Raw genomic sequence first — 26,548 nt, 5'->3', positions numbered from 1 at the left:
GAAGATAGTTAGGACACTCGATGGACATTCTGGTATCAGGTGCCAGCATCGCCGGCCCGGCGGTGGCTCACTGGCTGGCCAAGGCGGGCCACCACGTGGTGGTGGTGGAACGCGCCGAGGAACTCCGGACCGCCGGGCAGAACATCGACGTCCGCGGACCAGGGCGAGAGGTGTTGCGCCACATGGGAATCGAAGATGCAGTGCGGGCAGAGACCACGGGTGAACTGGGGCTGCGGTTCGTCGACGAGCGCCGGGTTCTCGCCGAGTTCCCCGCCAGTCATGACGACAGCTCCGGCGCCACCGCTGAAGTCGAGATCCTGCGGGGGCGCCTGTCCCACCTGATCGTGGAGGCGGGCCGACCCGATGTCGAGTACCTCTTCGGCGATCAGATCGCCGAACTGGACTCCGACGACGACGGCGTGACGGTGCGGTTGCACAGCGGATCGACCCGCCGGGTGGACGCGGTGATCCTGGCCGAGGGCTCCCGTTCCCGCACCCGGGACCGCCACTTCGACACCGTGACGCTGCGGGAACTCGGGCTCTACACCGCCTACGGCACCATCGCCCGCAGCAGCGGCGATGACAACTGGTGGAACTGGTACAACACCGTCGGCGGTCGATCCATCACCGTGCGTCCCGACAATCTCGGCACCCTCCGTGTCGCACTGTCCTTTCTGTCCGCACCGACCGGGCTCGAGAATCTGTCCCCGGCCGCACAGCGCACCGCCCTGAGCGAGGTCTACGCCGGTGCCGGCTGGCAGGCCGACCGCATCTGCGCAGCGCTGAGCACTGCCGACGAGCTCTACGTCGACTACCTCACACAGGTGCGGACGCCGACCTGGACATCGGGGCGTGTCGTCCTGTGCGGTGACGCCGCCTGGTGCGCCACCCCGATCAGCGGCGTCGGTACCACGCTGGCACTGACCGGGGCGTACATCCTGGCGGGTGAAATATGTTCGGCACCTTCACTGTCGGAGGCTCTGGTGAACTATGAGCGACGGATGCGACCGATGGTCCACACCGCACAGAAGCTGCCGCCCGGGACACCCCGGTTGGCGCACCCCCGCAGCCGCGCAGGCGTGACGGCGTTACGGACCGCGGTGCGCATCGCCGGTTCACCGCCGGCGCGCGCGCTCGCCGGCCGGTTCTCCTCCCCCGACGCCGCCTCCCACGAGCTGCCCCACTACCCCGCGTTGCATGCCTGAGGACTTTCTGGCGGTCCCCGACGGCGCAGGGCCGTGGCCGGGTGTCGTGGTGATCCACGACGTCGGCGGCCTCACCGACGACATCCGCCGGGCCTGCCGCAGAATGGCCGACGCCGGGTTCCTGGCGTTGGCGCCCAACCTCTTTCACCGCGGCGAGCGACTGCGCTGCGTGGTGGGGATGGTGCGCTCGCTGAAATCGGGGACCGGCCGCGCCGTCGACGACATCGTGGCCGCCCGGGACCGGTTGGCCGGCGACCCCCGGTGCACCGGCCGGGTGGGCGCGGTGGGGTTCTGCACGGGCGGTGGATTCTGCCTGATGCTCGCGCCGTCGGGCACCTTCGATGCCGTGGCACCCAATTACGGCAACTGGCCACCGGATGCCGGGTCCCTGACCCGCAGCTGCCCGACGGTGGCGAGCTACGGCGCGCGGGACAGAGCGCTACGCGGTGACGCCGCCCGGCTCGAGGCCAAGCTCACCGAAGGTGCTGTACCCCATGACGTCAAGGAGTACCCCGGCGTCGGGCACTCGTTCATGAACGACTGGCGCGATGCGCCGCTGCGGCTGCGCGTCTTCGAGTCCTTCGCCGACTTCGCGTTCTCCGAGCCCGAGGCCGACGACGCCTGGCGGCGCATCGTCGAGTTCTTCGATCAGCACCTGAACCTGCCATGATCGGGGGGTGAGCAAACCGCTCGGCGCCATCACCCGCGGCACCACCGGCCGTAACCGGTTGCGCCGCTGCGACCGCTGGATGGTGCACTCCCCGCTGGTCCGCGACGCACTGCAGGCCGCCGCCGACCCCCTGGTGGTCGACCTGGGCTACGGCGCGCTTCCGGTCACCACGCTCGAGATGGCGGCGCGTCTTCGGACGGTGCGCCCCGACGTGCGCGTCGTCGGACTGGAGATCGATCCCGAACGGGTGCGGGTTGCCCGGGAAGCGGCCACTGAAGTCGAATTCCGTTTGGGCGGTTTCGAATTGGCGGGTCTGCGACCGGTGCTGGTGCGGGCGTTCAACGTGCTGCGGCAGTATCCGGTCGAGGAGGTGCCGCAGGCCTGGTCGACGCTGCAGGCCGGGCTGGCGGCCGGCGGGCTGATCGTGGACGGCACCTGCGACGAGCTGGGCCGGCGCTGCTGCTGGGTGCTGCTGGACCGCGACGGACCGGTCAGCCTGACGTTGGCCTGCGATCCGCACGACATCGAACGTCCCTCCGATCTGGCCGAACGCTTGCCGAAAGTGCTGATCCACCACAATGTTCCAGGCCAGCCGATCCACGCCCTGCTGGATGCGGCCGACCGCGCCTGGGCGGCCGCAGCCGGTCACGGGGTGTTCGGCCCGCGGGTGCGCTGGCGGGCGATGCTGACGGCCCTGCGCGACAACGGTTTTCCCGTTGAACAGCAACGGCGCCGCTTGCGCGACGCCGTGCTGACCGTTCCGTGGGCACTGGTGGCGCCCTAGTTCGCCGAGCAGGAAAGTCCGAGACCCAGCCCGTGGTCTACACGGGATCGAGTTCCGGCCGTGTTGCCGGGGTTTCGTCCAGTGCATCGTCGAGGTCCTGGGCAGTGGAGATGTCCAGCCCCCGCAGGTGGGCAGGCGGCGTCGCCAACGACACCCCGACATAGGTGAGCAGTCCCGCCGCGAACGCGATGAATGTCGGCCATCCGTCGAACGACGCGCTGATGAGATCGTTCGGAATGTAGAGGATGGTGTTCTCCACTCCGAACATCGTCGGCGTCATCACGAACAGCACGATCCGAACCACGAACCCGACGGCGATCGCGGCCACCGCAGCCGTCGTCGTCCCCCGGCGCCACACCAGCCCGAGGATGAACGGGACCGCCAAGCAGGCCAGCATCAGATCGAAGGCCAGGGTGAGCAGGATTCCAGTCTGCTGGACGTAGATGGCGAACAGGATCGAGAACAGCGTCATCGGCACCATCGCGATGCGGGTGGCCCGCAGCAGCGGATCCCGCTGGCCGGGTACCTGCACGCGGCGCACTCCGCCCAGGTTGCGCACACAGACGTTGGAGATCGCCAGAATGGCGCCGTTGGCGGTGGACATCGACGCCCCCACCAGGCCGCAGAGCACCAACACGGTCAGCCCCACCGGGGCGTACTGGTCCAGCAGCACGAACAGCACCGGGCCGTCGAGTTCGGCGGGCATGAAGGAGTGCGCGGCCAGCACGACGAGTCCGAACGGCACACAGATCGTCACGGTGCCCGCGGCCGCGGTGAAACAGGCCTTGCGGGCGGCTTCCGGCGATTTGGCGGAGAACACCCGGGCCATGAAGTCGATCGCGACGATGTCACCGATGCCCAGCGCGATCAGGGTCGCCCAGTTGATCACCGCACCCTGGGCGGGGTCAGACAACTGGCCCAGCGCCAACGGCCCCATGCCGTCGGCGATCTCGAGGCCGTGAGTGTTCATCATCCAGAAGAACAGCCCGAGCGCGCCGATCAGGATCAGCGCCATCTGGATGATCGCGGTGTAGGCGTCGGCGATCAGCCCGCCGGTGCCGGTATAGGCCACCGCGATCGCGGCGATCAGCACCACGCCGAGCCAGTACGGCATGCCGAGGAAGTAGTTGAACAGGAAGCCGCCCGCCACCAGGTTGCCGGCGACCAGCATGCAGAACGCGACGGCCAGCAGGACTGACGCGGCCACCTCGACGGAGCGGCCGAAGCGCAGCCGATAGTAGTCGGGGAACGACGTCAGCCCCATCCGGTTCATCGGCTTGGCGAAGAACAGGCCGGTGATGGTCAGGCAGAGCGCCAGGCCCAGTGGCAGCGCCGCCCCGGCCCAGAACCCGAATTCGAAGGCAAGGTCGGTGTTGCCGAGGGTGGCGTTGGTGTCGACGGCCGCACCCATGAGGGCGCCACCGACGAGCCAGAAGGGCAGCATGCGGCCGCCGACCAGGAAGTTCGAGCTGTCGCCTTCGATCCGCTTGGACACGTAAAAACCGACTGCGACAACGACAGCAATGCTGATGGCAACGCCAAGAAGAATCACGCGGAGCCTCCCGTAAACGATGGAGTCTCCCGGGCTTTTGTCCCGCCGTGGAGCGACCTGCGCCGTTGCCTGCCGCCTGCACCTCTTGGACCAGACCTGCCACCGCAGCGGAACCCTAGGCGCGCCTCATAGCAATATGAGTCAACTGACAGGTAATCGTCGCTGGGTTACGCCGAGTAGCCTCCGGTGTAAATCCCGTGTTTCGGTGTGCGCACAGCACCCGCCTCATCCCTCCGGAGGGCGGCTCACCTCCCCGGCCTCGTCCCTCACCCGCCTCGGCGCCCGCCGCCACATCCTCCCGGAGGGCGGCTCACCTCCCCGGCCTCGTCCCTCACCCGCCTCGGCGCCCGCCGCCACATCCCTCCGGAGGGCGGCTCACCTCCCCGGCCTCGTCCCTCACCCGCCTCGGCGCCCGCCGCCTACCCTGAAGTGCATGCGCATCGCCCTCGCCCAGATCAAGTCCGGCACCGACCCCGCGGCCAACCTGAAGATCGTCGAGGACTACACCCGGCGGGCCGCCGACGACGGCGCCTCGCTGGTGGTCTTTCCCGAGGCGACCATGTGCCGGTTCGGTGTGCCGTTGGCACCGATCGCCGAGCCGGCGGACGGCCCGTGGGGCGACGGTGTGCGGCGCATCGCGGCGCAGGCCGGTGTGACGGTGGTGGCCGGGATGTTCAGCCCGGCCCCCGACGGACGCGTGACGAACACGCTGGTGGCGGCGGGGCCGACGGCCGACGCACACTACGACAAGATCCACCTCTACGACGCGTTCGGGTTCGCCGAGTCGAAGACGGTGGCGCCGGGCCGCCAGCCTGTGCTGATCACCGTCGACGGCGTGACGGTTGGGCTGACGACGTGTTACGACATCCGGTTCCCCGAGTTGTACGTGACGCTGGCGCTCAGTGGGGCCGCCCTGATCACCGTCAGCGCCTCCTGGGGCGCCGGGCCCGGAAAACTGGACCAGTGGACGCTGCTGGCCCGCGCCCGGGCGCTCGACACGGGCAGCTTCCTCGCCGCGGTGGACCAGGCTTACCCCGGCGACGACATAGCCGCCAGCGCGCCCACCGGCATCGGTGGCAGCCTCGTGGTGTCCCCGCTCGGTGAGCCGGTTGCCACCGCAGGCGCAGATCCTCAACTCCTGACCTGCGATGTCGACATCGCCAAGGTGGACAAGGCCCGGGAAGCTCTGGCCGTGCTGCGTAACCGCTCAGAGTTCGCTCAATTGGATAAGGCAGAATCGCGACGGTGACGAATCCGCCACAGGGCCCCGACGATCAGACGTCGTGGGCCCGGCCCCCGCAAGGTCCCCCGCCCTCTCAGCCCACGGAACGTTTTCCACGGCAGGGCGCCCCGGACCCGGCAACTCAGTACATCCCGCAGTCCCGGTTCAATCCACAGAGCCCGATGGACGACCCCACCCAGGCGACGCCGCAGTGGTACCCGCCGCAGGACCCGTCGTACGCCGGACCGCAGGCCGGCGGCGCTGCGCCACCCGTTGACGGCGGCGACGGCGGCGACAAGGACCGCGGCCTCCTCGGCTGGTTGAAGGATCCGTTGTCGCTGGTCCTGGTGTTGGTCATCGTGGTGGCCCTGGCCGCCGCGGGCGTGATCGCCGGCGAGTTGTACGCCCGTAAACGTGCCGATGAGGTGGTGGGCGCGGCCGTGGCGTGCATCGTCAAGGACCAGGCCACCGCATCCTTCGGGTTCACACCGCCGTTTCTGTGGCAGCACATGACCGGCCACTACACCAACATCTCCATCGAGACGGCGGGCAACCAGATCCGCGAGGCCAAGGGGATGAAGCTCAACATCGACATCAAAGATGTCCGGCTCGAGGACTCCGGCAACTCGGGCGGCAGCATCGGCTCCCTGGTCGGCAACGTCACCTGGAGCGCCGAGGGCATCAAGCAGACGGTGCAAGGTGTCATTCCGTTGTTCGGGGGCATCGTCTCCGAGGTGACCACCAATCAGAACGACGGCACGATCACCTTGGAAGGCGCACTGGGTAGCGTCACGGCGCGGCCCACCACCGTCAACGGCGGGCTGTCCCTCGAAGTGCTGCAGGTCAGCGGTCTGGGCTTCACCCTGCCGCGCGAGACCGTGCAGCCCGCGCTCGACGTGTTCACCGGCGAATTGACCAAGAACTATCCGGTGGAGATCCAGCTGCAGAACGTGCAGGTCACCGATTCCGGTGTGACCAGCCAGTTCTCGGTGCAGAACTCCAGCATGCCGCGTGGCGGCGAGGATCCCTGCTTCGCCGGGCTCTAACCGAGTCCGTCGAGCACGGTGCGTGACGCCGACAACCCGAGCCGGGTGGCGCCGGCATCGAGCAGGGCCACCGCGTCGGCGGCCGTGCGGATACCACCGCTGGCCTTGATGCCCAGCCGTCCGCCCACGGTGTCGGCCATCACCGCGATGGCGGGCACCGAGGCACCGCCGGCCGGGTGAAAGCCGGTCGAGGTCTTGACGAAGTCGGCGCCGGCATCGGCGGCCGCGCGACAGACAGCGGCCAGGGTGTCGGCATCGGCCAGGCTCAACAGCACCGCCGATTCGACGATCACCTTGAGCAGCGCCGAGGGGATGGCTGCGCGTACCGCGGCGATCTCGGCCCGCACCGCCGCGAAGTCGCCGTCGAGCGCCGCCCCGACGTCGATCACCATGTCGACCTCGGCGGCGCCGTGGGCGACGGCGAGTTCGGCTTCGGCGGCCTTGATCGACGGGGCGTGCTTACCGGACGGGAAGCCGGCCACGGTCGCGACGGCCAGTGAGGGTGGGCTGGCGGCGGCAGCCGCAGCGACCACCGACGGTGACACGCAGACGGCAAAGACACCGAGGTCGACAGCTTCTTTGACCACGGCGGTGACGTCCGCCGCGGTGGCCTCGGGTTTGAGCAACGTGTGGTCGACGAGCGCGGCCACCCGGTCCCTGGTCCACGTCATCAAAAAGGCTCTTCGGTGCCGCCGGGGTTGCAGTTGGCCTCGTACATCTCGGCATCACTGACCTCCGGCCGCCACGGCTCGAGGTTCCAGCTCACCTTGCCCGGATTCACCAGTTCGGCGAATCCCCAATGGCAGAGGAACTGCTCGCGCATCCCGGGAATGGCCGCGTCAGGTGAGAGGGCCAGCACCTCACCCCAGGCCTGTTCGCCCGCGGTGCGGTGGCCGATTTCGCCCGCGAGCACGCGGCCCGCGGCGGTGGGATAGACCCGCAGGCTGGACAGGTCACCCCACTTGGCCCACTCGACATGAGAGATGTAGGGCGGCGACGGGTTGTCGGCGCCGGCCGCCGGTGCCGTCACAATGCCCACGCTCAGGCAGGCTGCCACCGCAGCCGCAGTCAGATACCGCATGGATTCAGCGCGACTTTCCCTGGATCTCAAGCAGTTTGGGCCGGACATCAACCAGGTAGACGCCGGCGGCGCACGCGGCGATGGCCGACCCGAAACCGGGACCCATCACCACGGCCAGCAGCAGCGCCACACCGAGGATGATCAGCCACACCGGCTTGGTCAGTTTGTCGACGGCGGTGTAGGCGTCGGGCCGTTGCAGAGCGGCGTGCACCAGCGCGTACAACGTCGCGATCAGGACGCCGATATGCACCGCATACAGAACGAGACCCGCCACACCTTGAAGCATCACGGCTCCAAGCGTAGGCGGGTCCCGTACCGCGCGTCGAGTTGCTACTTCTGGGTGACCTTCTTGGCCGGTGCCTTCTTGGCCGGGGCGGTCTTAGCGACGGTCGCCGGCGTGGCTTTCTTGGCGGGGGCAGCCTTCTTGGCCGGAGCGGCCTTCTTGGCGGCCGGCGCCGGAGCCTTCTTGGCGGCCTTCTTCACCGGAGCGGCGGCATCCTCGGCCTTCTTGGGCAGCTCGACACCCACCAGCTTGGCGGCGCGCTCGCCGACCGCGCGGGTCTGGGTGGCGACGGTGCCCAGCGCGTCCTGCGTGAGCTCGACGGCCTGGTCGACATAGCCTTCGGCCCGCTCGGCGGCCTCTTCCAGCGCCGGCTGCGCGCGCAGACGCTCGATGGCGGCCTCACCGCGCTCGATCAGCCTGGTGTAGGTGGTCTGCGCCTGCTCGGCGTAGCCCTCGGCGACCTTGCGCAGTTCGTCGGCGGTCAGCTTCTCCTGCAGCTCGCCGAACTGCTTGGGCAGGTCTTCCTGGAGCTTGGTGATGCGATCACGGGTCTCGTCCACCGCGGTGGTCAGTGCGGCGCGACGCTCCTCGGCGCGTGCACTGGCGTCGGCGCGGGCCTCTTCGGCACGCTCACGCAGGGTGGCGACGATCTCGTTGACGGTGGCCAGCGCCAGATCAGCAGCGCCGACGGCAGCGAGCAGCGGGGCTTTGAGGTCTTCGACAGTGGGGTTGTTCTCAGCCATGGTGGCTCCTTTCGTGGTTGCAAGATTCGTTGTCATGAATGTTGGCTTTTCTCAGCGGTTTTCGAATGCGGAGGAATCAGTCAGTGGTGAACTCCTCACCGGCAGCTTCAGATGCCTCGGCGGCAGCCGCTTCGTTCTGCTGGATGAAGCTGGCATAGATGTCGAGCAGCACCTGCTTCTGCCGCTCGGTGATCGCCATGTCGGTGACGATGGCATCGCGAACCGCGTTGGGCTCACCAGGCTCCAGGATTCCCGCCTGCACGTAGAGCACCTCGGCAGAGACCCGGAGCGCCTTGGCGATCTGGTTCAGCACTTCAGCGGAGGGCTTACGCAGCCCCCGCTCGATCTGGCTGAGGTAGGGATTGCTCACTCCGGCCTTTTCGGCCAATTGCCGTACCGATACCTGCGCCGCCTCGCGTTGCGCCCGGATGAAACTGCCGATGTCGGACGCAGCGTGGGTCACCACAGCGGCAAGATTTTCGTCTTGCGACATCTGGTTTTCCCTTCCTCGCGTACCGGGTATCAATGGAGTGTCTGGAACTGACAAAATCCACGGTACGTGAGGGTGCTAGCTTTTGCAAGCACTAGTTAGCGCAGGTCAGAATATGATTTGTGCCACTGAGTAGATCACCAGGCCGGCAAGTGCGCCCACCACCGTGCCGTTGATCCGGATGAATTGAAGGTCACGGCCCACGTGCAGCTCGATCCGCCGGCTGGCCTCGTCGGCGTCCCAGCGTTCGATGGTCTCGGTGATGATCGCAGTGATCTCCACCCCGTACTGCGACACCAGGTGCTGCGCGCCGCGGATGATCCAGTTGTCCACCTTGTCCCGCAATTCGGCGTCACTGCACAGTGATTCACCGATTCGTATCACCGAATCGGCGACCCGGGTGCGCAGCGCCGACGACGGATCGTCGACCCCTTCCAGCACAAGACGTTTCAATGTCCGCCAGGCCGTCTCAGCGGCATTGGAAACCTCGTCGCGGGCCATCAACTGCTCTTTGACCGATTCCGCCTTGGCAATGGTGGCCGGGTCGTTCTGCAGGTCGTCGGCGAACTCGAACAGGAACCGGGTAGCCGATTGGCGCAGTTCATGATTCGGGTTGCGGCGCACCTTGTCGGTGAAATCCATCAGCTCACGGTGAATCCGGTCGCCGAGCAACTGGTCGACGAACTTCGGTGACCAACTGGGGGAATCCCGGATGACCACGCGCTCGATGGTCTCCCCCGCATTCAGCGACCACTCGAATGCCCTGTCGCACAACAGCTGGATCAGCGCCTCCTGCCGGTTCTCGGCCAACAGCGTCGCCAGCACCCGTCCCACCGGCGGTCCCCATTGCGGTTCGGCGATCCGGCGCACGATCATCTTGTCGATCACGTGCTGGATGTCCTCGTCACGCAGCAGTTCCACCCCGACCCGCAGCACCGTGGCGGACTCGCTGGCCACCCGCGTCGCGTTGGCCGGTTCGGCCAGCCACTTGCCGAGCCGCCCAGCGATTTCGGCATCACGGATCTTGGTCTCCACCACCGGCGGCGACAAGAAGTTCTCCCGGACGAAAGTGCCGAGGCCCTCGCCCAGTTGATCCTTCTTGCGCCGGATGATCGCCGTGTGGGGAATCGGAATGCCCAGGGGATGTTTGAACAACGCCGTCACCGCGAACCAGTCGGCCAGCGCACCGACCATTCCCGCCTCCGCGGCGGCCCGGACGTACCCGACCCACCCGGCGGCACCCTGTGACTGCGCCCAGGTGCACACCAGGAAGACGATCGTGGCCGCCACCAGGAAGCCGAGAGCGACGAGCTTCATCCGCCGCAGCGCACGGAGCCGTTCGGTATCGGCTTGCGGGTCGGCACCGGCAAACGATTCAGCAAGCGACGTCCGCTCGGGCGCATTTCTCACGGCCACTCCTCCATCATCCGCCATGCCCACACCACTCCGAAGAAAGATCGTGATCCAGTTACTGTGACCCCGGCCCGAGGCCAGATCCGGCCCGCATGGGTGATTCCCACTAGTATCGGGTCTTAACTAGTGAACGGAATCGCGCGACAGTGGCTCAACAGTCCCAGGCTGGACCCATCAAGGTAGATGGGCGTAAGCGGCGCTGGCACCAGCACAAGGTGGAACGGCGCAATGAACTCGTCGACGGCACCCTCGGCGCCATCCGCCGGCGCGGCCGCGATGTGAGTATGGACGAGATAGCTGCAGAAATCGGCGTCTCCAAGACCGTGTTGTACCGCTACTTCGTCGACAAGAACGACCTCACCACCGCGGTCATGATGCGCTTCGCGCAGACCACGCTGATTCCCAACATGGCGGCCGCGCTGTCGACCCACCTCGACGGCTACGACCTGACCCGCGAGATCATCCGGGTGTATGTCGAAACGGTGGCCGCTGAGCCCGAGATCTACCCGTTTGTCTTCGCGAACAGCTCCGCCAGCAAAAGCAAAGTGATCGCTGACAGCGAACGGATCATTGCCGGGATGCTTGCGGTGATGTTCCGCCGGCGCATGCAGAAGGTCGGGATGGACACCAAAGGTGTCGAGCCGTGGGCCTACATGATCGTCGGCGGCGTCCAACTCGCGACGCACTCGTGGATGTCGCACCGGAGGATGAGTTCCGACGAGCTGATCGATTACCTGACGATGCTGTCCTGGAGCGCGCTGTGCGGCATCGTCGAATCGGGTGGGTCGCTCGAGCGCTTCAGCAGCCAGCCGCACCCGCTGCCCGAGCTGCCGACGACAACGGACTGACTCGCCGCGCGGTTAGGCTCGCAGCCATGGCCGACCTCCCCGCCCAGTGGACCCACGAGCCCCACAAAGTCCTCGCCTTCCGCCCCGGCGACACGGTGGCCGATATCGACACCGGCGCCACCCCGGGTTTCAAGGGCTGTAAGGCCGATGCTCCCGCGTTGCAGGCCCAGCGCAACGACCGGTTCGCCGAGTTGCAAGAGATGCTCTACGCCAACAGCCGATACGGGGACACCAGATCGGTCCTGCTGGTGCTGCAGGGCATGGATACCGCGGGCAAGGGCGGAATCGTCAAACACGTCGTGGGCGCGGGCAATCCGCAGGGCATCCGGTACACCAGCTTCGGAGTGCCGACCCCGGACGAGCGCGCGCACCACTACCTGTGGCGGATCCGCAACGCGCTGCCTGCCGGTGGGCAGGTCGGCGTGTTCGACCGTTCACATTACGAGGACGTGTTGATCGTGCGGGTGCGCAACCTGGTTCCGCCGGAGGTCTGGGGCGCCCGCTACGACGAGATCAATGCGTTCGAAAAGGAACTCGTTGACGACGGCACAACTCTGGTGAAGGTGGCGATGTTCGTCTCGCTCGACGAGCAGAAGCGGCGTTTGGCGCAGCGGCTGGAGCGCCCGGACAAGTACTGGAAGTACAACCCGGGCGACATCGACGAGCGTGCCTTGTGGCCGGCCTACCAAGAGGCGTATCAGGCCGTCCTGGACAGGACCTCCACGGAATACGCGCCGTGGCACGTGATTCCGTGCGATCGCAAGTGGTACAGCAGGTTGGCGATCACCGAATTGCTGATCGAGTCCCTGAAGTCGCTCCAGTTGTCGTGGCCGCCAGCCGAGTTCGACGTCGAGGCGGAGAAGGCGCGACTGGCTGTGCTCTAAGCCGGATCTCCTTCGCCTGCTCGTGCCTCGCAGCCTCGGCCTGCGGCTGTGCTCTAAGCCGGATCTCCTTCGCCTGCTCGTGCCTCGCAGCCTCGGCCTCCGGCTGTGCTCTAAGCCGGATCTCCTTCGCCTGCTCGTGCCTCGCAGCCTCGGCCTCCGGCTGTGCCCTAAGCCTTTTCGAGGGTGAACTGGCCGATGTTGGTGATCCCGCGGCGGAAGAAGTCGGCGCACCCGGTCAGGTACTTCATGTAGCGGTCGTAGACTTCCTGACCCTGCATGGCAATGGCCTCGTCCTTGGCCGCTTCCAGGTTTGCAGCCCACATGTCGAGCGTGCGCGCGTAGTGCGGCCGCAGCAGGTGCGTGCGGGTGAGATTGAAGCCAGAATCGGCGGCCAGCTTTTCGATGTCCTCGACGGCGGGAAGTCGTCCACCGGGGAAGATCTCGTCGACGATGAACTTCATGAACTTGAGATCGCTGAGGGTCAGCTTGATCCCGTTCTCCCGGAAGAACTTCTGAGTATGCGCCAGGATGGTGTGCAGCAGCATCACGCCATCCGACGGCAGGATGTTGTAGGCCCGCTCGAAGAACAGCGGGTAGCGCTCCACTTTGAAAGCCTCGAAGGCACCGATCGACACGATGCGGTCGACGGGCTCGTTGAATTCTTCCCAGCCCTGCAGTCGGATCTCGACGCGGCGCTCGGTCTCGATCTTGGCCAGCCGTTGGCGCGCCCACTCCGACTGCGCCTTGCTCAAGGTGATGCCGATGACGTTGACATCGAACTTGGTGACGGCGCGCTCCAGGGCACCGCCCCAGCCGCAACCGACGTCGAGGAGCGTCATACCCGGTTCCAGGCCCAGCTTGCCCAGCGCCAGGTCGAACTTCGCGTTCTGGGACTCTTCGAGATTCATGTCGTCGCGCTCGTAGTACCCACAGGTGTAACCCATGGTGGGTCCCAGGAAGAGTGCGAAGAATTCATTGGAGATGTCGTAAATCGACTGCGATTCTTCGTAGTACGGCGACAGTTCAGGTTCGACCACAGCCATGATGAGACAATCCCTCGAGCTAGAAATCAGTTGTTCGAGGCCACCGGTTTCGCGCGGGAATCAACTGTCCACCTGCGAGCCCGGTCTTCCCCGACCGACCCTACGGGCCTAACGGGTCACCCTAATCCAGACAGCCGTACAAAGGCTAATGAATGCATTCCCCGGCGCGTCCGCCAGCCCTTCAAAACACGGCTTCCGCGCAGTTCAGTCGGGGTATCAGTAGGTGTAGAAGCCCCGTCCGGATTTCTTCCCGAGCTGGCCCGCTTCGACCATGCGCTGCAGTAGCGGCGGCGGACCGTACAACGGCTCTTTGAATTCGTCGAACATCTTGTCCGCGATCAACTTCAGGGTGTCCAGGCCGATCAGATCGGACAGCCGCAGCGGGCCCATCGGGTGAGACAGACCGGCAACCACGGCCTTGTCGATATCGTCGATCGTCGCGACGCCGGCCTCGGCCATGCGGATGGCCGAAAGCAAATACGGGACCAGCAGTGCATTGACCACAAATCCGGAGCGGTCCGCGCAGCGCACGACCTGCTTGCCCAGCACCTCCCCGGCGAACTGCTCGACGCGGGCTGCAGCCTCGTCGGTGGTGACCAGCGTGCTGACCAGTTCGACCAGCGGCAAAACCGGGACGGGGTTGAAAAAGTGCAGCCCCAGCACACGGCCGGGATCCTTGGTCGCCGCAGCGATTTTCATTATCGGGATGCTCGAGGTGTTGGACGCCAACACAGCATCTGGGTCGGTGATGATCTCGTCGAGCTCAGCGAAGATCTTCGCTTTGACCGTGTCGTCTTCGATGACGGCCTCGATGACCAGCTGACGATCTGCCAGATCGGCCAGCGAGGTGGTGAATCGCAGGCGGCCCAGGGCGGCGTCACGGTCTCCGGCGCTGAGCTTGCCTTTGGACACGGCCCGGTCGAACGACGCGCTGATCCGTTCGCGCCCGGCCGTCGTGAACTGCTCGGTGGTGTCGTACACCAGCACGTCGGCTCCGGCTTTGGCCGACACCTCGGCGATGCCCGAGCCCATCTGTCCGGCGCCGACAACGCCTACGCGTTCGATACTCACCTGCATCCTCTCTGCGGACAGCAACAACCCCGCCCAGGATTCTGAGCGGGGCGCGCACTGTCGAGTTTGACCTCAAAACATGCGCGAGCGCGCGTGTTCGTACGTGTGTCACCGCGTGTCACTGTACAAACACGCGCGCTCGGCCTGGGTCTGGCTTAGTGGAACTGACCCTCTTCGGTCGAGCCCGCGAGCGCGGTGGTCGACGAGGTGGGATCCACGGTGGTGGCGATGCGGTCGAAGTAGCCGGCGCCCACCTCACGCTGGTGCTTGGTGGCGGTGTAACCACGCTCTTCGGCGGCGAACTCGCGCTCCTGCAGCTCGACATAGGCGGTCATCTGGTTGCGGGCGTAGCCGTAGGCCAGATCGAACATCGAGTAGTTGAGCGCGTGGAAGCCGGCGAGGGTGATGAACTGGAACTTGAAGCCCATGGCGCCGAGTTCCTTCTGGAACTTCGCGATGGTGGCGTCGTCCAGGTGCTTCTTCCAGTTGAACGACGGCGAGCAGTTGTAGGCCAGCAGCTGGTCCGGGAACTCGCTCTTGACACCCTCGGCGAACTTCTTGGCCAGCTCCAGGTCCGGGGTACCGGTCTCCATCCAGATGAGGTCGGAGTACGGCGCGTAGGCCTTGGCGCGGGCGATGCATGGCTCGAGTCCGTTGCGCACCCGGTAGAAGCCTTCCTTGGTGCGCTCGCCGGTGATGAACGGCTGATCGCGCTCGTCGACATCGGAGGTGATCAGCGTGGCGGCCTCGGCGTCGGTGCGGGCGATGACCACGGTGGGCACGTCGGCCACGTCAGCGGCCAGGCGAGCCGAGGTCAGCGTGCGGATGTGCTGCTGGGTGGGGATGAGCACCTTGCCACCGAGGTGACCGCACTTCTTCTCCGAAGCCAGCTGGTCCTCCCAGTGCGAGCCGGCGACACCGGCGGCGATGAGAGCCTTCTGCAGCTCGTAGACGTTGAGGGCACCGCCGAAGCCGGCCTCGCCGTCGGCGACGATCGGGGCCAGCCAGTTCTCCACCGAGCGGTCACCCTCGACCTTGGCGATCTCGTCGGCACGCAGCAGCGCGTTGTTGATCCGACGCACCACCTGCGGCACCGAGTTGGCCGGGTAGAGGCTCTGATCGGGGTAGGTGTGGCCCGAGAGGTTGGCGTCACCGGCGACCTGCCAACCCGACAGGTAGATGGCCTTGAGGCCGGCGCGGACCTGCTGGACGGCCATGTTGCCGGTCAGCGCACCGAGGGAGTTGACGAACTCCATGTCGTGCAGCTGCTCCCAGAGCACCTCGGCGCCGCGACGGGCGAGGGTGTGCTCCTCGACGACGGTGCCCTGCAGGGCCACCACGTCGGCGGGGGTGTAATCGCGGGTGATGCCCTTCCAGCGGGGATTGGTGTCCCAATCGTGCTGGATCTGTTCGGGCGATTTGGGCGTGCCAACGGTTGACATGTGGGTCGGCTCCTTGGGGTGTGACGAAGAGCAGCGAGGCGCTGCCGGAGAAATCGGTCAAGCGCCCTTGGCGTTGCCGGGATCGCCGGGTTGTTAACGCCTGAGCAGCTTCACTGGTGTGCTGACACCAAGATGCCACTGTCCATCGGTGCAGGTCCAGCCATTTCGTTGCCAATTTTCGCCACACCTTCACAAACTCTTGCAAATTTTGCGAAGCTGGCCTGTCGCTGAACCGGTTCAGTAGCTACTCACCAGTAACGAGAATGACGCAGGTCAGACCGGTGAATAGCAGGACAACGGTACTGTTAAAGCGAGAAGAGCGAAGCGATGGCTTTCGTCTCTCCACCCACCGAATATGTGAGCGTCGTCACAGTCCGATCGACCAGATCCGGACCGAACTGTTCGGTCGAACCCGCTGGATGCACGTGCGAGAAGATCTCGAGCTTGTCGCCGAGCGCGACGGGCAGGTCGTGCTCGATGGTCACCCGCAGCGGTCCCTCGAGCAGTTCCGGATGGGAGAACAAGTAGTCCTCGATCACCGTCCAGTACACCGAGTTGTTCATGTGATCGAACAGGTCGATATCCGCGACGCGGACCGGATACTCCCGGATCTCGGCGGCGTCGTCGCGGTGCCCGGCCTTGAGATAGGCCTTCCAGCGCAGCCGGTTCACCGAGGTGGTCTTCTGCAGCCCGGCCAGGAAGTCATCGGAGATGCGCGACGGGCCCTGCGTCTCGCGGTTGATGTTGATCCAGAACGCCTCGGATTCCATCAGGCCGCCCTTACGGCCGTCGATACGCACGCGCATCTCGCACCACCGGTTGGAGGTGCCCGAGCACCAGCGGCGCATCCGCAGCATGTCGTTGAACTCGATGGGACGGATCAGGTCCAGCATCGTGCGGCGGACGATCCACAACGGATGAGTCTCCTCGAACCCCAGTTCCCGCAGGTGGTCCTGACCGATGTCCTGAATATGCCGGCAAGCCGCGTCGAAGCGCAGGCGCCCGGTGCGGTCGATGTCGCCCACCCGCAACGGCCATTCACGGTCGAACACATCGGGATGCGGGTCTGGGACAGGCATCATCGCTTTGGCCAGGCCCGTCAAAGCACCCGTGTTGCTCACCATCGAACCTTCTTCGTTGCGTACTGCGGTCCCGAGCCCCCGTTGCGGAACCCAGCGCGATCATGCCAAACCACCAGAGCCTGGGCCACCAGCGTGCCGTTGCCAATTCTGCGAAGAAGGCATTAACACCCGGGTAGGGTGGGCGGATGGCCAAGACCTACGTCGGTTCGCGGGTGCGGCAACTGCGCAGCGAACGCGGTTTCAGCCAGGCAGCCCTGGCACAGATGCTGGATATTTCGCCGAGTTACCTCAACCAGATAGAGCACGATGTGCGGCCATTGACCGTGGCGGTGTTGCTGCGCATCACGGAGGTGTTCGGAGTCGACGCCACCTTCTTCGCCTCCCAGGACGACACCCGCCTGATCGCCGAACTACGCGAGGTCACCTTGGATCGTGACCTGGGTATCGAAGTCGACCAGTCCGAGCTGGCCGACGTCGTCAGCTCCCATCCCGCAGTGGCCAAGGCCATGGTCAACCTGCACCGGCGGTACCGGCTCGCCAACGCCCAGCTGGCCGCCGTCACCGAAGACCGGCACGCCGACGGCAGCGGCACCGGCTCGATCACCATGCCCCACGAGGAAGTGCGCGACTACTTCTACCAGCGGCAGAACTATCTGCACGAACTCGACACCGCCGCCGAGGATCTCACCGACCGTATGCGCATGCACCGCGGCGACCTGGCCCGCGACATCGCGCAGCGTCTCGCCCACGTGCACGGTGTACGGATCATCCGCCGTATCGACCTCGGCAACACCGTGCTGCACCGCTATGACCCGGAGACCAAGACGCTGGAGATGAGTGCGCACCTCTCCGGTGGTCAGCAGGTCTTCAAACTGGCTGTGGAACTGGCCTACCTGGAATTCGGCGACCTCATCGACACTCTGGTCACCGAAGGCAATTTCACCAGCGACGAGTCGCGCATCCTGGCCCGGCTCGGGTTGGCCAACTACTTCGCCGCCGCGGCGGTGTTGCCGTATCGCCAGTTCCACGACGTCGCCGAGAACTTCCGCTACGACATCGAACGGCTCTCGGCGTTCTACGCGGTCAGTTACGAGACCATCGCACACCGGCTTTCGACATTGCAGCGGCCGTCGATGCGCGGAGTGCCGTTGTCGTTCATCCGGGTGGACCGGGCGGGAAACATGTCAAAACGTCAGTCCGCCACCGGCTTTCACTTCTCCTCGTCGGGCGGCACCTGCCCTCTGTGGAACGTGTACGAGACCTTCGCCAACCCCGGCAAGATCGGGGTCCAGATCGCGCAGATGCCCGACGGGCGCCATTACATGTGGGTGGCACGCACGGTGGAACGCCGCGCGTCGCGCTACGGTCAGCCCGGTAAGACGTTCGCGATCGGGCTGGGCTGCGAGCTCCGCCACGCCCACCGACTCGTCTATTCGGAGGGGCTCGACCTGTCCGGCAATCTGGCGACTCCCATCGGCGCGGGCTGCCGCGTCTGCGAACGGGACAACTGCCCGCAGCGGGCATTTCCCGCACTGGGCCGCGCGCTCGATCTCGACGAGCACCGCAGCACCGTCTCCCCCTATCTGGTGAAGCAGCCGTGAGCGCGCGTGTGCCCGCGACCAGCGGCCTGCGCGACGTCGGACCCATCAACTGGGTGATCTGTCGACTGGGCGCCCGCGGGATCAGGGCGCCGCAGTTTCATCTCTTCAACGCGCTGTCGCGGCACTCGGCGCTGTTCTGGGCGTGGCTGCCCTTCTCCGGGGTCCTGCTGTACTGGGGCCGGCTCTCGCGCTTCGAGGCCGAGCTGGTGATCTTGCGCGTCGGTCACCTGCGCGACTGTGAGTACGAGCTGCAGCAGCACCGGCGGCTGGCCCGCTCCCGCGGTCTGGATGCGGCGTTGCAGGCCAAGGTGTTCGAAGGTCCGGATGCCGACGGACTGACCGACCGCCAACAAGTACTGCTGCGCGCCACCGATGAGTTCGTGCTGTCACGCGAGGTGTCCGCGCAGACCTGGGCGGCGTTGTCCGGGTATCTGAACCAGAAGCAGCTCATCGAATTCTGTCTTTTGGCAGGGCAATACGACACCCTGGCCGCCACCATGAACACCCTCAAGCTGCCGTTGGACTTCCCGGACTGAGCGCCTGTGGATCAAGTCGGGACTGTGGACAACCGGCCTTGAATCTGGGTGCTTTGAACGTGGCGCTCCGAATTCGTCGGTGGTGGTGCGCAGCATCGGGGGTATGAGTTCGCCGCCGACAGCCACGCTCGAGGACCCCGTGTTGGGGGCCTTCGATGCCATCGATGCTGCGGTGACGACGTTGCTGGCCTCCGACCCGACGCAGCGGTCGGTGCCGGAGCACAAGGTGTTCCTGGCCCGCACTCAACAGATCCTCAACCGCCTGCCCACCCTGCACCACCGCGAGATCGCCGCATTGCGCCAACAGGCCAGCCCGGCCGAACTCGGCGACACGCTGCAGCGCGCGCTGGCCGAGATCCTGCGGGTCTCGCGCGCCGCAGCCAAGAAGTTGGTCGACGACGCCGAGAGGCTCGGTCCGCGCACCGCTTTGAGCGGAGAACCCCTGCAGCCCTGGCTGGCAGCCACCGCCACGGCACAAGCTGAAGGGGAGATCAGCGCTGAGCACGTGGCCGTCATACGGGAGTTCATGTCTGCCCTACCCGACCACGTCAGTGTCATGGCGCGTGACCAGGCAGAAGCCACCCTGGTCGCCAAGGCCCGGGTGAAGCGGCCAGATGCGCTGAAAAAGGACGCCCTGGATCTGCACCTGGAGTTGGATCAGGATGGAACATGCCCGAACGAGCCGAAACCTCGTTCCCGCCGCGGGGAGATCCGGGTGGGCCCGCAACAGAAAGACGGCTCCCGCACCGTCTCGGGCACCCTGTCACCAGAAGCCGCGGCCACCTGGGAAGCGGTGAACGCGAAGTGGGCAGCCCCCGGGGCGTGTAACCCCGCTGATGAGTCTCCGGGCATCGATGAGGTCACCGAGGACGCGGCGGCCCGTGACGGCAGGACCCAACCTCAACGCAATCACGATGCGTTCCTGGCAGTCGGACGCGCCATGCTCGCGTCCGGACAGTTGGGCAAACACCACGGGCTGCCGGCCACCATCATCGTCTCCACCACCCTGGCCGAGCTCGAAGCCAAAGTCGGGATCGGGGTGACGGCCGGCGGCACCCGCCTGCCCATGCTGGATGTGCTGCGTCTGGCTCGGCACGCCTACCACTACCTGGTGATCTACGGCGACAAAGGCGAAGTTCTGCACCTCGGGCGTACGCGACGTACGGCCAGTCCGGCCCAGCAGATCGTGCTCTTCGACCGCGACCGGGGCTGCACCCGGCCCGGGTGCACGGTGCCCGGGTATGGGTGCGAAGCCCACCATGCGCAGCTGGACTGGGCCAACGGCGGCATGACGAACATCGATGACCTGGCGTTCGCCTGCCCGAAGGACAACAAGCTCGTCACCGAAGGTGGCTGGACCACGCGCAAGAACATCTTCGGCGAAACCGAATGGATACCCCCGGCCCACCTCGACACCGGGCAGCCCCGAGTCAACGAGTTCCACCATCCCGAACGGCTCCGCCGACCCCGGCCCGTGCCTGCACCAGACCGCGTGATCAAGCCCGGGCTCGACGACCCCGGAGTCACCGTGCCGGTGCCGGCCGCCGGGTCAGGCCCAGCGGAGCCGGGCGTCATTCGACCGGCTTCCAGGAACGGGCAACGGCCGCCCGCCGAGAACAGTGAAGACGCTGACGAACGGAACTAACCGGCCGGCGTCGGCGCGGGCGTCGACGTCGGTGTCGGCGCGGGAGCCGAGGTCGTGGGCTCGGTGGCGCCCGGAGCTGGATCAGCGTCAGGATCAGCGGGCAGAGGCGCCTGGCCGCCGAACGTGGTGGTGCCGTCGGGAGACACCTCGAAGCCCTGGGTCTGCCCCGCAAGCGTGCCGTAACAGGCGACGCCACCTTCGATGGCCATGCACGTCGTGCCCATCTCACTGACCCGGTAGCCGGTGGGCAGTTGACGGATGGTGCCGGGGTAGACCGGCTTGTCGTACTTCGGGTCGTCGGTCTTACGGATCCCGACCGGACCGGGTAGCTGAGCGAAGACCTCGTTCTCTCCCCCGCTGACGCCCGGCAGCTTGCCGTTGCAGCCCACTTCGCCACCGCTGAACATGGCGATGGTGCAGGTCAACCCGTTGCCGACGGTGAACACCGGGAAGATGTTCTTGGCTCCGGCACCGACGATGTAGTTGTCGTCGCCCACGACGAAATCGTTCGGATCGGGGAAGCCCTCGGGCAGGCCGGTGGTGGCCGGTCCGACGCCGGTCTTCTCGGCAGAGATCTCCAGCCACTGCAAATCGGGCCCAGAACCCTTGGTGCACATGGTCTTCGGCCCGTCACCCACCGCGCACTCGAAATCCTGGTAGGTGATCTTGGATCCCGTGGGCAACACCCGGGCTGCGCTACCCGACGGCTTCACGAACTGCGGATTGGCGGTGGCCCGCAAACCACGGTCGGCGGCGTCGGCCGCCAGCACGATCTCGTTGACACCCGCGCGGGTGTTCGGCAGGCGTCCGTCGCAGCCGGCGGACCCGTGCGCCGGACGGATGGCGCACAACAGACCGTCCGGCGTCTGGAAGTACACCTCGCCTTGGGCCACGAGACTGTCCACGAAGCCGTCGGCGGGCATCGCCCGATAGCCGCTCAGGTCGGGTGCACCCGAGCTCGCCGGCTCGGCCACCGCGGGTCCGGCGGCCAAAGCTCCGAGGGCGAGAAAGGCGGAGGTGAGAGCAGGTACGAGGCGCAACACTTCAGAAGTTGATCATGTGGCCGGTCAACCCGTGGAAGCATTCCTGCAATGCCTCCGACAGGGTCGGGTGGGTGTGCACGTTGCGCGCCAGCTCGGTGGCCGTCAGATCCCACTTCTGCGCCAGCGTGAGCTCGGGCAGGAGCTCGGCGACATCGGGTCCGATGAGGTGCCCGCCGAGCAGCTCGCCGTACTTCTTGTCGGCGATCAGCTTCACGAAACCGGTCGGGTCGGCCAGGCCGTGTGCCTTGCCATTGGCGGTGAAGGGGAACTTCGCGACCACGACGTCGTAGCCCTCGTCCTTGGCCTGCTGCTCAGTCAGACCGAAGCTGGCCACCTGCGGCTGGCAGAACGTGGCACGCGGCATCATCCGGTAGTCGCCCAGCGCCAGGGTCTCGGCGCCGGCGATGGTCTCGGCGGCCACCACACCCATGGCCTCGGCGACGTGAGCCAGCTGCAGCTTGCCCGTGACGTCACCGATGGCGTAGATGCCCTTGACGTTGGTGCGCATGTAGTCATCGATCGCGATACCGCCGCGGTCGGTCAGCTCGACGCCGGTCTTCTTCAGGTCGTAGCCGTCGACGTTGGGCACGAAGCCGATGGCCTGCATGACCTTGTCGGCCTTCAGCTCGTCGGACTTGCCGTCCTTGCTGATCTTGACCGTGACCGTCGACCCGTCGTCCTCGATGGACTCGACCTTGGTGCCGGTGAGGATCTTGACGCCGAGCTTCTTGTACTGCTTCTCGATCTCCTTGGAGACCTCGGCGTCCTCGTTGGGCAGCGCGCGCGGCAGGAACTCGACGATGGTGACGTCGACCCCGTAGTTCTTCAGGACGTAGGCGAACTCCATGCCGATGGCACCTGCGCCGGCGATCACGACGGAGCCGGGCAGCTCGCGCTCCATGATCTGCTCTTCGTAGGTGATGACGTTCTTGCTCAGCTTCGTCCCGGGCACCAGCTTGGTGTGGGCGCCGGTGGCGATGATGGCGTTGTCGAAGGTGACCTCTTCGGTGCCGCCGTCGTTGAGATCGACCGCGATGGTGTGGTCGTCGGTGAACTTGCCGTAACCGTGGATCTCGGTGATCTTGTTCTTCTTCATCAGGAAGTGCACACCGGCGACGCGACCGTCGGCAACCTTGCGGCTGCGGTCGAACGCAGCCCCGTAGTCGAAGGTGGCCTCACCGCTGATGCCGAACGTCTTGGCTTCCTTGGTGAAGATGTGCGCGATCTCCGCGTTGCGCAGCAGCGCCTTCGACGGGATGCACCCGACGTTCAGGCAGACGCCGCCCCAGTACTTGGGTTCGATGATGGCGGTGTTCAACCCCAGCTGTGCAGCGCGAATGGCTGCGACGTATCCACCGGGTCCGGCTCCGAGAACGACGACGTCATAGTGAGTCACGCGGACCAGCCTAGTGGTCGCCTATTTCGCTTGCTTAAGCCTGTGGCGAGATTGCACGACGCTAGGGCGACACCCACCCGTATACGTACGCCGCGTACAGCGCGCCCGCCGCCACCCCGGACGCGAACGGCGACGTCAGCACCGCGATCGACGTGGCGGACAGCCCCGGCCGCTGGTCCGGAAGCGACACCAGCAGCGCGCCCACCATGCTCACGATCACATACATCAGCACGCCGACTTCGACCCAGGTCTTGTCGGGTGCGTGAAACCACCAGTAGTAGAGGCCGAGTCCTATCGCGCCGGCCACCAGCCACACCCCGAAGAGCACGGTGATCAGCTTCCACGACTTCAAGTACTGATACTGGCTGGGCACGGCCACCGGTTGCGCCGGGACGGACGCCTGCGGCTCCCGTTCGGCAACCAGGACGTCGGTGGGCGCAAAGATGTCCTCGACCGGTTCGACGTGCGAAAGCTGCGGGTCGAACCACGGGTTGCGCTGATCGGAGCCGGCACTGCGCGTCATCGGCGTCGGATGTGGACCGGTGTCGAAGATGGGCGCCTCGTGCGGCTGGGTCAGTGGCATCGAGCCGGTGTCCGCGCGATCAGGCACCGTTGACCACCTGGATCAGGACCAGCACACCGAACCACCCTGGCGCGACAGCCAACAGAAACGTCCCCCAAACCGTCACCCAACGACTGCCCGCCGTCAGGATCAGCACCAGACCCAACAACGTCGGCGCCGCCAGCACCAGCGCGATCGCCGCGTCGGGGCGCATGGACACGTGGACCAACAACGTCGTCAGGACCCCGATGACCACTCCCACGGCGCTGCCCACCAACATCGCGCCGGTCAGCAGCCACGCCCTCGGGAGCGGAATCACGGAAAAACCCTACGTCGGGTCGACCCGCTATCCGGGGATCTGCGCGGCGCGTCCGCTTGGGATCGGGCACACATCGGCGGCTTCGGCCACCACCTCACCGCGCGGGCCTGGCGGTTGGACACCTGCCTCGTATTGCGCTCCGGTGAGCGCCGGAACCGCCTCCAGCTGGGTGTTCTCGTCGTCGGTGAAGGCGCGGCCGCGGGACAGGAAACGGACACCCTCGGGCGATTCGAGGCTGAAACCGCCACCCCGGCCGGGCACCAGATCGATCACCAACTGCGTGTGTTTCCACGTCTCGAACTGTGGCCCGGAGATCCACACCGGCACTCCGGCCCCCACGTCGAGCACGCCGAGCAGAACGTCGCGATCGCCCACCACGAAATCGCCCACCGGGTAACACATCGGGGACGACCCGTCGCAGCATCCACCGGACTGATGGAACATCACCGGGCCGTGCTGCCGCTGGAGCGAATCAAGCAGATCGGCGGCGGCGCGGGTGACCAGGGCGCGCGACGGTGCTGTCATACGCGTCACACTACGCCGAGGGCCACGATGTCGGCCTGTGCGCGGAGGCCACAATGTATTTCGTGGCTGATGACCCGTACCTGTGGCTCGAAGACATCACCGGCGACGAAGCACTGGAGTGGGTGCGCGCACACAACGAACCGACTCTGGCCGAGTTGAGTGACGACCGGTTCGAGGAGATGCGCCGCGAAGCGCTGGAGGTGCTCGACACCGACAGCCGGATCCCGTATGTGCGTCGCCGCGGGGAGTACCTGTACAACTTCTGGCGCGACGCCACCAATCCGCGCGGCCTCTGGCGACGGACGACGCTGGAGAGCTACCGCACCGACGACCCCCAGTGGGATGTCGTGATCGACGTGGACGCGTTGGCCGAGACCGATGACACCAACTGGGTGTGGGCCGGCGCCGACGTCATCGAACCGTCCTACACCCGGGCGCTGGTGAGCCTGTCCCGCGGCGGTTCCGACGCCGCGATCGTCCGCGAGTTCGACATGGTTACAAGGGAGTTCGTGACCGACGGATTCGAAGTCGGCGAAGCCAAGACCCAGATCAGCTGGGAGAGCGATGATTCGGTGCTGATAGGCACCGATTTCGGGCCGGGATCACTCACCGAGTCCGGGTACCCCCGGATCGTGAAACGGTGGCATCGTGGGCAACCTCTGGCCGACGCCGAAACCGTGTACGAGGGTGCGGCGACCGACGTGATCATCGCGGCGTCGGTGGACCTGACGCCCGGCTACGAGCGCACCTTCATCAGTCGCGCCATCGACTTCTTCAACGACGAGGTGTATCACCTCCGCGACGGCGAGCTGGTGCGGATCGACGCCCCCACCGATGCGTCCGTGGGTGTCCATCATGACTGGCTGCTCATCGAGCTGCGCAGCGAGTGGACCGTTGGACAGACCACGTACCCCGCCGGGGCACTGCTGGCGGCGAACTATGACGAATTCCTGGCCGGCACAGCGTCCTTGGATGTGGTGTTCACCCCGGACGCTCACACCGCGCTGCATCAGCACGTGTGGACCAAGGACAAGCTGGTGCTGGTCACCTTGTCCGATGTGGCCAGCAGTGTCGCGGTGTTGACGCCGGGCACCTGGACCGCCGAACCGATGCCGGGGATTCCGCCGAACACCAACACCGTGGTGGTCGCGGCCGACGACACCGTGGACGAGGTGTTCCTGGACTCCAGCGGGTTCGATTCGCCGTCGCGGCTGCTGCACGGGCCGGTTGACGGACCGCTGGACGAGGTGAAGGCCGCCCCCGCGTTCTTCGATGCTGAAAATCTGACTGTGACACAGCATTTCGCGACGTCCCTGGACGGCACCCAGGTGCCCTACTTCGTGGTGGCCAGTGGTCCCGGACCCCGCCCGACGCTGCTCGGCGGCTACGGCGGTTTCGAGGTGGCCCGCACACCCGGGTACGACGGGGTGCTGGGCCGGCTGTGGCTGGCCCGCGGCGGCACCTACGTGCTGGCCAACATTCGTGGCGGCGGCGAGTACGGCCCGTCCTGGCACACGCAGGCCATGCGGGAGAACCGGCACAAGGTCGACGAGGATTTTGCCGCGGTGGCAGAGGATCTGGTGGCACGCGGTATCACCACAGTCGAGCAGTTGGGTGCCCAGGGCGGCAGCAACGGCGGGCTGCTGATGGGCATCATGCTGACGAAATACCCGGAGTTGTTCGGCGCGTTGGTATGTCAGGTGCCGCTACTGGACATGAAACGCTTCCACCTGCTGCTGGCCGGGGCATCCTGGGTGGCCGAGTACGGCGACCCCGACAATCCGGACGACTGGGAGTTCATCTCCGCGTACTCGCCGTATCAGAACATCTCATCTGATGCGCACTACCCCGATCTGCTGATGACCACCTCCACCCGCGATGACCGGGTGCATCCCGGGCACGCGCGCAAGATGACCGCCGCGCTGGAGGAGGCGGGTCATCGGGTGCGCTATTACGAGAACATCGAAGGCGGTCACGCCGGCGCGGCCGACAATGCGCAGACGGCGTTCAAGTCGGCGTTGTCCTATTCGTTTTTGTGGAAGGTGTTGGGCTAGAGGTCAAG

The 26,548-nt window shown here is 66.2% G+C and carries 27 protein-coding genes and 1 riboswitch; of the genes, 11 read left to right on the top strand and 16 right to left on the bottom strand.

All coding sequences use genetic code 11. From position 1 onward, the window contains the following. Nucleotides 1-20: 20 nt before the first annotated feature. The 3 genes from NL241_RS06375 to NL241_RS06365 are packed head-to-tail and all read left to right on the top strand — an operon-like array spanning nt 21 to nt 2,659. On the top strand, nt 21-1,205 hold the full coding sequence (locus tag NL241_RS06375; protein WP_494397059.1) for an FAD-dependent monooxygenase: 1,185 nt from the start codon (nt 21-23) through the stop codon (nt 1,203-1,205). Further along, on the top strand, nt 1,198-1,875 hold the full coding sequence (locus NL241_RS06370; RefSeq protein ID WP_494397058.1) for a dienelactone hydrolase family protein: 678 nt from the start codon (nt 1,198-1,200) through the stop codon (nt 1,873-1,875). Before NL241_RS06375 ends, NL241_RS06370 begins: the two co-directional genes overlap by 8 nt. A gap of 7 nt (nt 1,876-1,882) precedes the next feature. After that, the gene (locus NL241_RS06365; RefSeq protein WP_494397057.1) at nt 1,883-2,659 is read left to right on the top strand and encodes a class I SAM-dependent methyltransferase; all 777 of its coding nucleotides are present in this window, start codon (nt 1,883-1,885) and stop codon (nt 2,657-2,659) included. Nucleotides 2,660-2,696: 37 nt separating this feature from the next. Here the strand turns inward: NL241_RS06365 and NL241_RS06360 are convergent, their stop codons facing one another. Then, the gene (locus tag NL241_RS06360) at nt 2,697-4,211 is read right to left on the bottom strand and encodes a high affinity choline transporter 1 (RefSeq protein WP_494397056.1); all 1,515 of its coding nucleotides are present in this window, start codon (nt 4,209-4,211) and stop codon (nt 2,697-2,699) included. Between the two features lie 24 nt (nt 4,212-4,235). Next, nucleotides 4,236-4,341, bottom strand: a riboswitch (guanidine-I (ykkC/yxkD leader). Between the two features lie 303 nt (nt 4,342-4,644). On the opposite strand from NL241_RS06360, the gene NL241_RS06355 reads away from it, so the two are divergent. Next, the gene (locus tag NL241_RS06355; protein WP_494397055.1) at nt 4,645-5,460 is read left to right on the top strand and encodes a carbon-nitrogen hydrolase family protein; all 816 of its coding nucleotides are present in this window, start codon (nt 4,645-4,647) and stop codon (nt 5,458-5,460) included. After that, on the top strand, nt 5,457-6,479 hold the full coding sequence (locus tag NL241_RS06350) for an LmeA family phospholipid-binding protein (protein WP_487691703.1): 1,023 nt from the start codon (nt 5,457-5,459) through the stop codon (nt 6,477-6,479). Before NL241_RS06355 ends, NL241_RS06350 begins: the two co-directional genes overlap by 4 nt. On the opposite strand, the gene deoC is transcribed toward NL241_RS06350, so the two are convergent. The 6 genes from deoC to NL241_RS06320 all read right to left on the bottom strand — a co-directional run bounded on the left by deoC (nt 6,476) and on the right by NL241_RS06320 (nt 10,510). Beyond that, entirely contained in the window at nt 6,476-7,150 is a 675-nt protein-coding gene (deoC, locus tag NL241_RS06345; RefSeq protein WP_494397054.1) for a deoxyribose-phosphate aldolase, read from the bottom strand. The two genes, NL241_RS06350 and deoC, sit on opposite strands and share 4 nt — an antisense overlap. Beyond that, a complete protein-coding gene (locus NL241_RS06340) occupies nt 7,150-7,560 on the bottom strand; it encodes a DUF2599 domain-containing protein (RefSeq protein WP_487691705.1) in 411 nt (136 codons plus the stop codon). The genes deoC and NL241_RS06340 overlap by 1 nt, the downstream gene beginning before the upstream one ends. Before the next feature lie 4 nt (nt 7,561-7,564). Beyond that, complete coding sequence (locus NL241_RS06335) at nt 7,565-7,846, bottom strand: DUF2516 family protein (RefSeq protein ID WP_487691959.1); 282 nt, start codon at nt 7,844-7,846, stop codon at nt 7,565-7,567. A 44-nt stretch (nt 7,847-7,890) separates the two neighbouring features. Next, nucleotides 7,891-8,586: a heparin-binding hemagglutinin gene (locus tag NL241_RS06330; protein ID WP_487691706.1), complete on the bottom strand. Its 696-nt coding sequence runs from the start codon at nt 8,584-8,586 to the stop codon at nt 7,891-7,893. Nucleotides 8,587-8,662: 76 nt separating this feature from the next. After that, a complete protein-coding gene (locus tag NL241_RS06325; RefSeq protein WP_487691707.1) occupies nt 8,663-9,079 on the bottom strand; it encodes a helix-turn-helix domain-containing protein in 417 nt (138 codons plus the stop codon). Nucleotides 9,080-9,184: 105 nt separating this feature from the next. Further along, complete coding sequence (locus tag NL241_RS06320; protein WP_494397053.1) at nt 9,185-10,510, bottom strand: DUF445 domain-containing protein; 1,326 nt, start codon at nt 10,508-10,510, stop codon at nt 9,185-9,187. 125 nt (nt 10,511-10,635) lie between these two features. On the opposite strand from NL241_RS06320, the gene NL241_RS06315 reads away from it, so the two are divergent. Next, nucleotides 10,636-11,337 carry a TetR/AcrR family transcriptional regulator gene (locus NL241_RS06315; protein WP_487691709.1) on the top strand — a complete coding sequence of 234 codons (702 nt, stop codon included), beginning with the start codon at nt 10,636-10,638 and terminating at the stop codon, nt 11,335-11,337. A 26-nt stretch (nt 11,338-11,363) separates the two neighbouring features. Further along, nucleotides 11,364-12,221, top strand: a complete 858-nt coding sequence (locus NL241_RS06310; protein ID WP_494397052.1) for a polyphosphate kinase 2 family protein — start codon at nt 11,364-11,366, stop codon at nt 12,219-12,221. A 167-nt stretch (nt 12,222-12,388) separates the two neighbouring features. Here the strand turns inward: NL241_RS06310 and NL241_RS06305 are convergent, their stop codons facing one another. From NL241_RS06305 to NL241_RS06290, 4 genes are all read right to left on the bottom strand, one after another. Continuing rightward, nucleotides 12,389-13,264 carry a cyclopropane mycolic acid synthase family methyltransferase gene (locus NL241_RS06305; protein WP_487691711.1) on the bottom strand — a complete coding sequence of 292 codons (876 nt, stop codon included), beginning with the start codon at nt 13,262-13,264 and terminating at the stop codon, nt 12,389-12,391. A gap of 216 nt (nt 13,265-13,480) precedes the next feature. Then, nucleotides 13,481-14,341 (bottom strand): 3-hydroxybutyryl-CoA dehydrogenase, encoded by an 861-nt coding sequence (locus tag NL241_RS06300; RefSeq protein ID WP_494397051.1) that lies wholly within the window; start codon nt 14,339-14,341, stop codon nt 13,481-13,483. Nucleotides 14,342-14,490: 149 nt separating this feature from the next. Then, nucleotides 14,491-15,777, bottom strand: a complete 1,287-nt coding sequence (aceA, locus tag NL241_RS06295) for an isocitrate lyase (protein WP_487691714.1) — start codon at nt 15,775-15,777, stop codon at nt 14,491-14,493. Between the two features lie 305 nt (nt 15,778-16,082). Continuing rightward, nucleotides 16,083-16,901 carry an acyl-ACP thioesterase domain-containing protein gene (locus NL241_RS06290; protein ID WP_487691715.1) on the bottom strand — a complete coding sequence of 273 codons (819 nt, stop codon included), beginning with the start codon at nt 16,899-16,901 and terminating at the stop codon, nt 16,083-16,085. 143 nt (nt 16,902-17,044) lie between these two features. Here NL241_RS06290 and ramB point away from each other — a divergent pair, with 143 nt between their 5' ends. The 3 genes from ramB (at nt 17,045) to NL241_RS06275 (ending at nt 20,641) form a co-directional block, all read left to right on the top strand. Beyond that, the gene (ramB, locus tag NL241_RS06285) at nt 17,045-18,460 is read left to right on the top strand and encodes an acetate metabolism transcriptional regulator RamB (RefSeq protein ID WP_487691716.1); all 1,416 of its coding nucleotides are present in this window, start codon (nt 17,045-17,047) and stop codon (nt 18,458-18,460) included. Then, nucleotides 18,457-18,996 carry a carboxymuconolactone decarboxylase family protein gene (locus tag NL241_RS06280; RefSeq protein ID WP_494397050.1) on the top strand — a complete coding sequence of 180 codons (540 nt, stop codon included), beginning with the start codon at nt 18,457-18,459 and terminating at the stop codon, nt 18,994-18,996. Before ramB ends, NL241_RS06280 begins: the two co-directional genes overlap by 4 nt. A 103-nt stretch (nt 18,997-19,099) precedes the next feature. Beyond that, complete coding sequence (locus NL241_RS06275) at nt 19,100-20,641, top strand: HNH endonuclease signature motif containing protein (RefSeq protein ID WP_494397049.1); 1,542 nt, start codon at nt 19,100-19,102, stop codon at nt 20,639-20,641. Here NL241_RS06275 and NL241_RS06270 read toward each other — a convergent pair. From NL241_RS06270 to NL241_RS06250, 5 genes are all read right to left on the bottom strand, one after another. After that, nucleotides 20,638-21,684 carry a hypothetical protein gene (locus NL241_RS06270; protein ID WP_494397048.1) on the bottom strand — a complete coding sequence of 349 codons (1,047 nt, stop codon included), beginning with the start codon at nt 21,682-21,684 and terminating at the stop codon, nt 20,638-20,640. The genes NL241_RS06275 and NL241_RS06270 overlap by 4 nt on opposite strands. Nucleotide 21,685: 1 nt before the next feature. Then, nucleotides 21,686-23,080 (bottom strand): dihydrolipoyl dehydrogenase, encoded by a 1,395-nt coding sequence (gene lpdA / locus NL241_RS06265; RefSeq protein ID WP_487691722.1) that lies wholly within the window; start codon nt 23,078-23,080, stop codon nt 21,686-21,688. Nucleotides 23,081-23,141: 61 nt separating this feature from the next. Then, nucleotides 23,142-23,690 carry a hypothetical protein gene (locus NL241_RS06260; RefSeq protein WP_494397047.1) on the bottom strand — a complete coding sequence of 183 codons (549 nt, stop codon included), beginning with the start codon at nt 23,688-23,690 and terminating at the stop codon, nt 23,142-23,144. Next, nucleotides 23,683-23,961 (bottom strand): putative holin, encoded by a 279-nt coding sequence (locus NL241_RS06255; RefSeq protein ID WP_487691725.1) that lies wholly within the window; start codon nt 23,959-23,961, stop codon nt 23,683-23,685. Before NL241_RS06255 ends, NL241_RS06260 begins: the two co-directional genes overlap by 8 nt. Before the next feature lie 27 nt (nt 23,962-23,988). Further along, nucleotides 23,989-24,486: a DUF779 domain-containing protein gene (locus tag NL241_RS06250; RefSeq protein WP_494397046.1), complete on the bottom strand. Its 498-nt coding sequence runs from the start codon at nt 24,484-24,486 to the stop codon at nt 23,989-23,991. 62 nt (nt 24,487-24,548) lie between these two features. Here NL241_RS06250 and NL241_RS06245 point away from each other — a divergent pair, with 62 nt between their 5' ends. Next, a complete protein-coding gene (locus tag NL241_RS06245) occupies nt 24,549-26,540 on the top strand; it encodes a prolyl oligopeptidase family serine peptidase (RefSeq protein ID WP_494397045.1) in 1,992 nt (663 codons plus the stop codon). The last annotated feature ends 8 nt before the right edge of the window (nt 26,541-26,548 follow it).

Source organism: Mycolicibacterium sp. SMGY-1XX (assembly GCF_059132455.1).
Note: the sequence above shows the minus strand (reverse complement) of the source record. Positions and strands in the feature narration are given on the sequence as shown.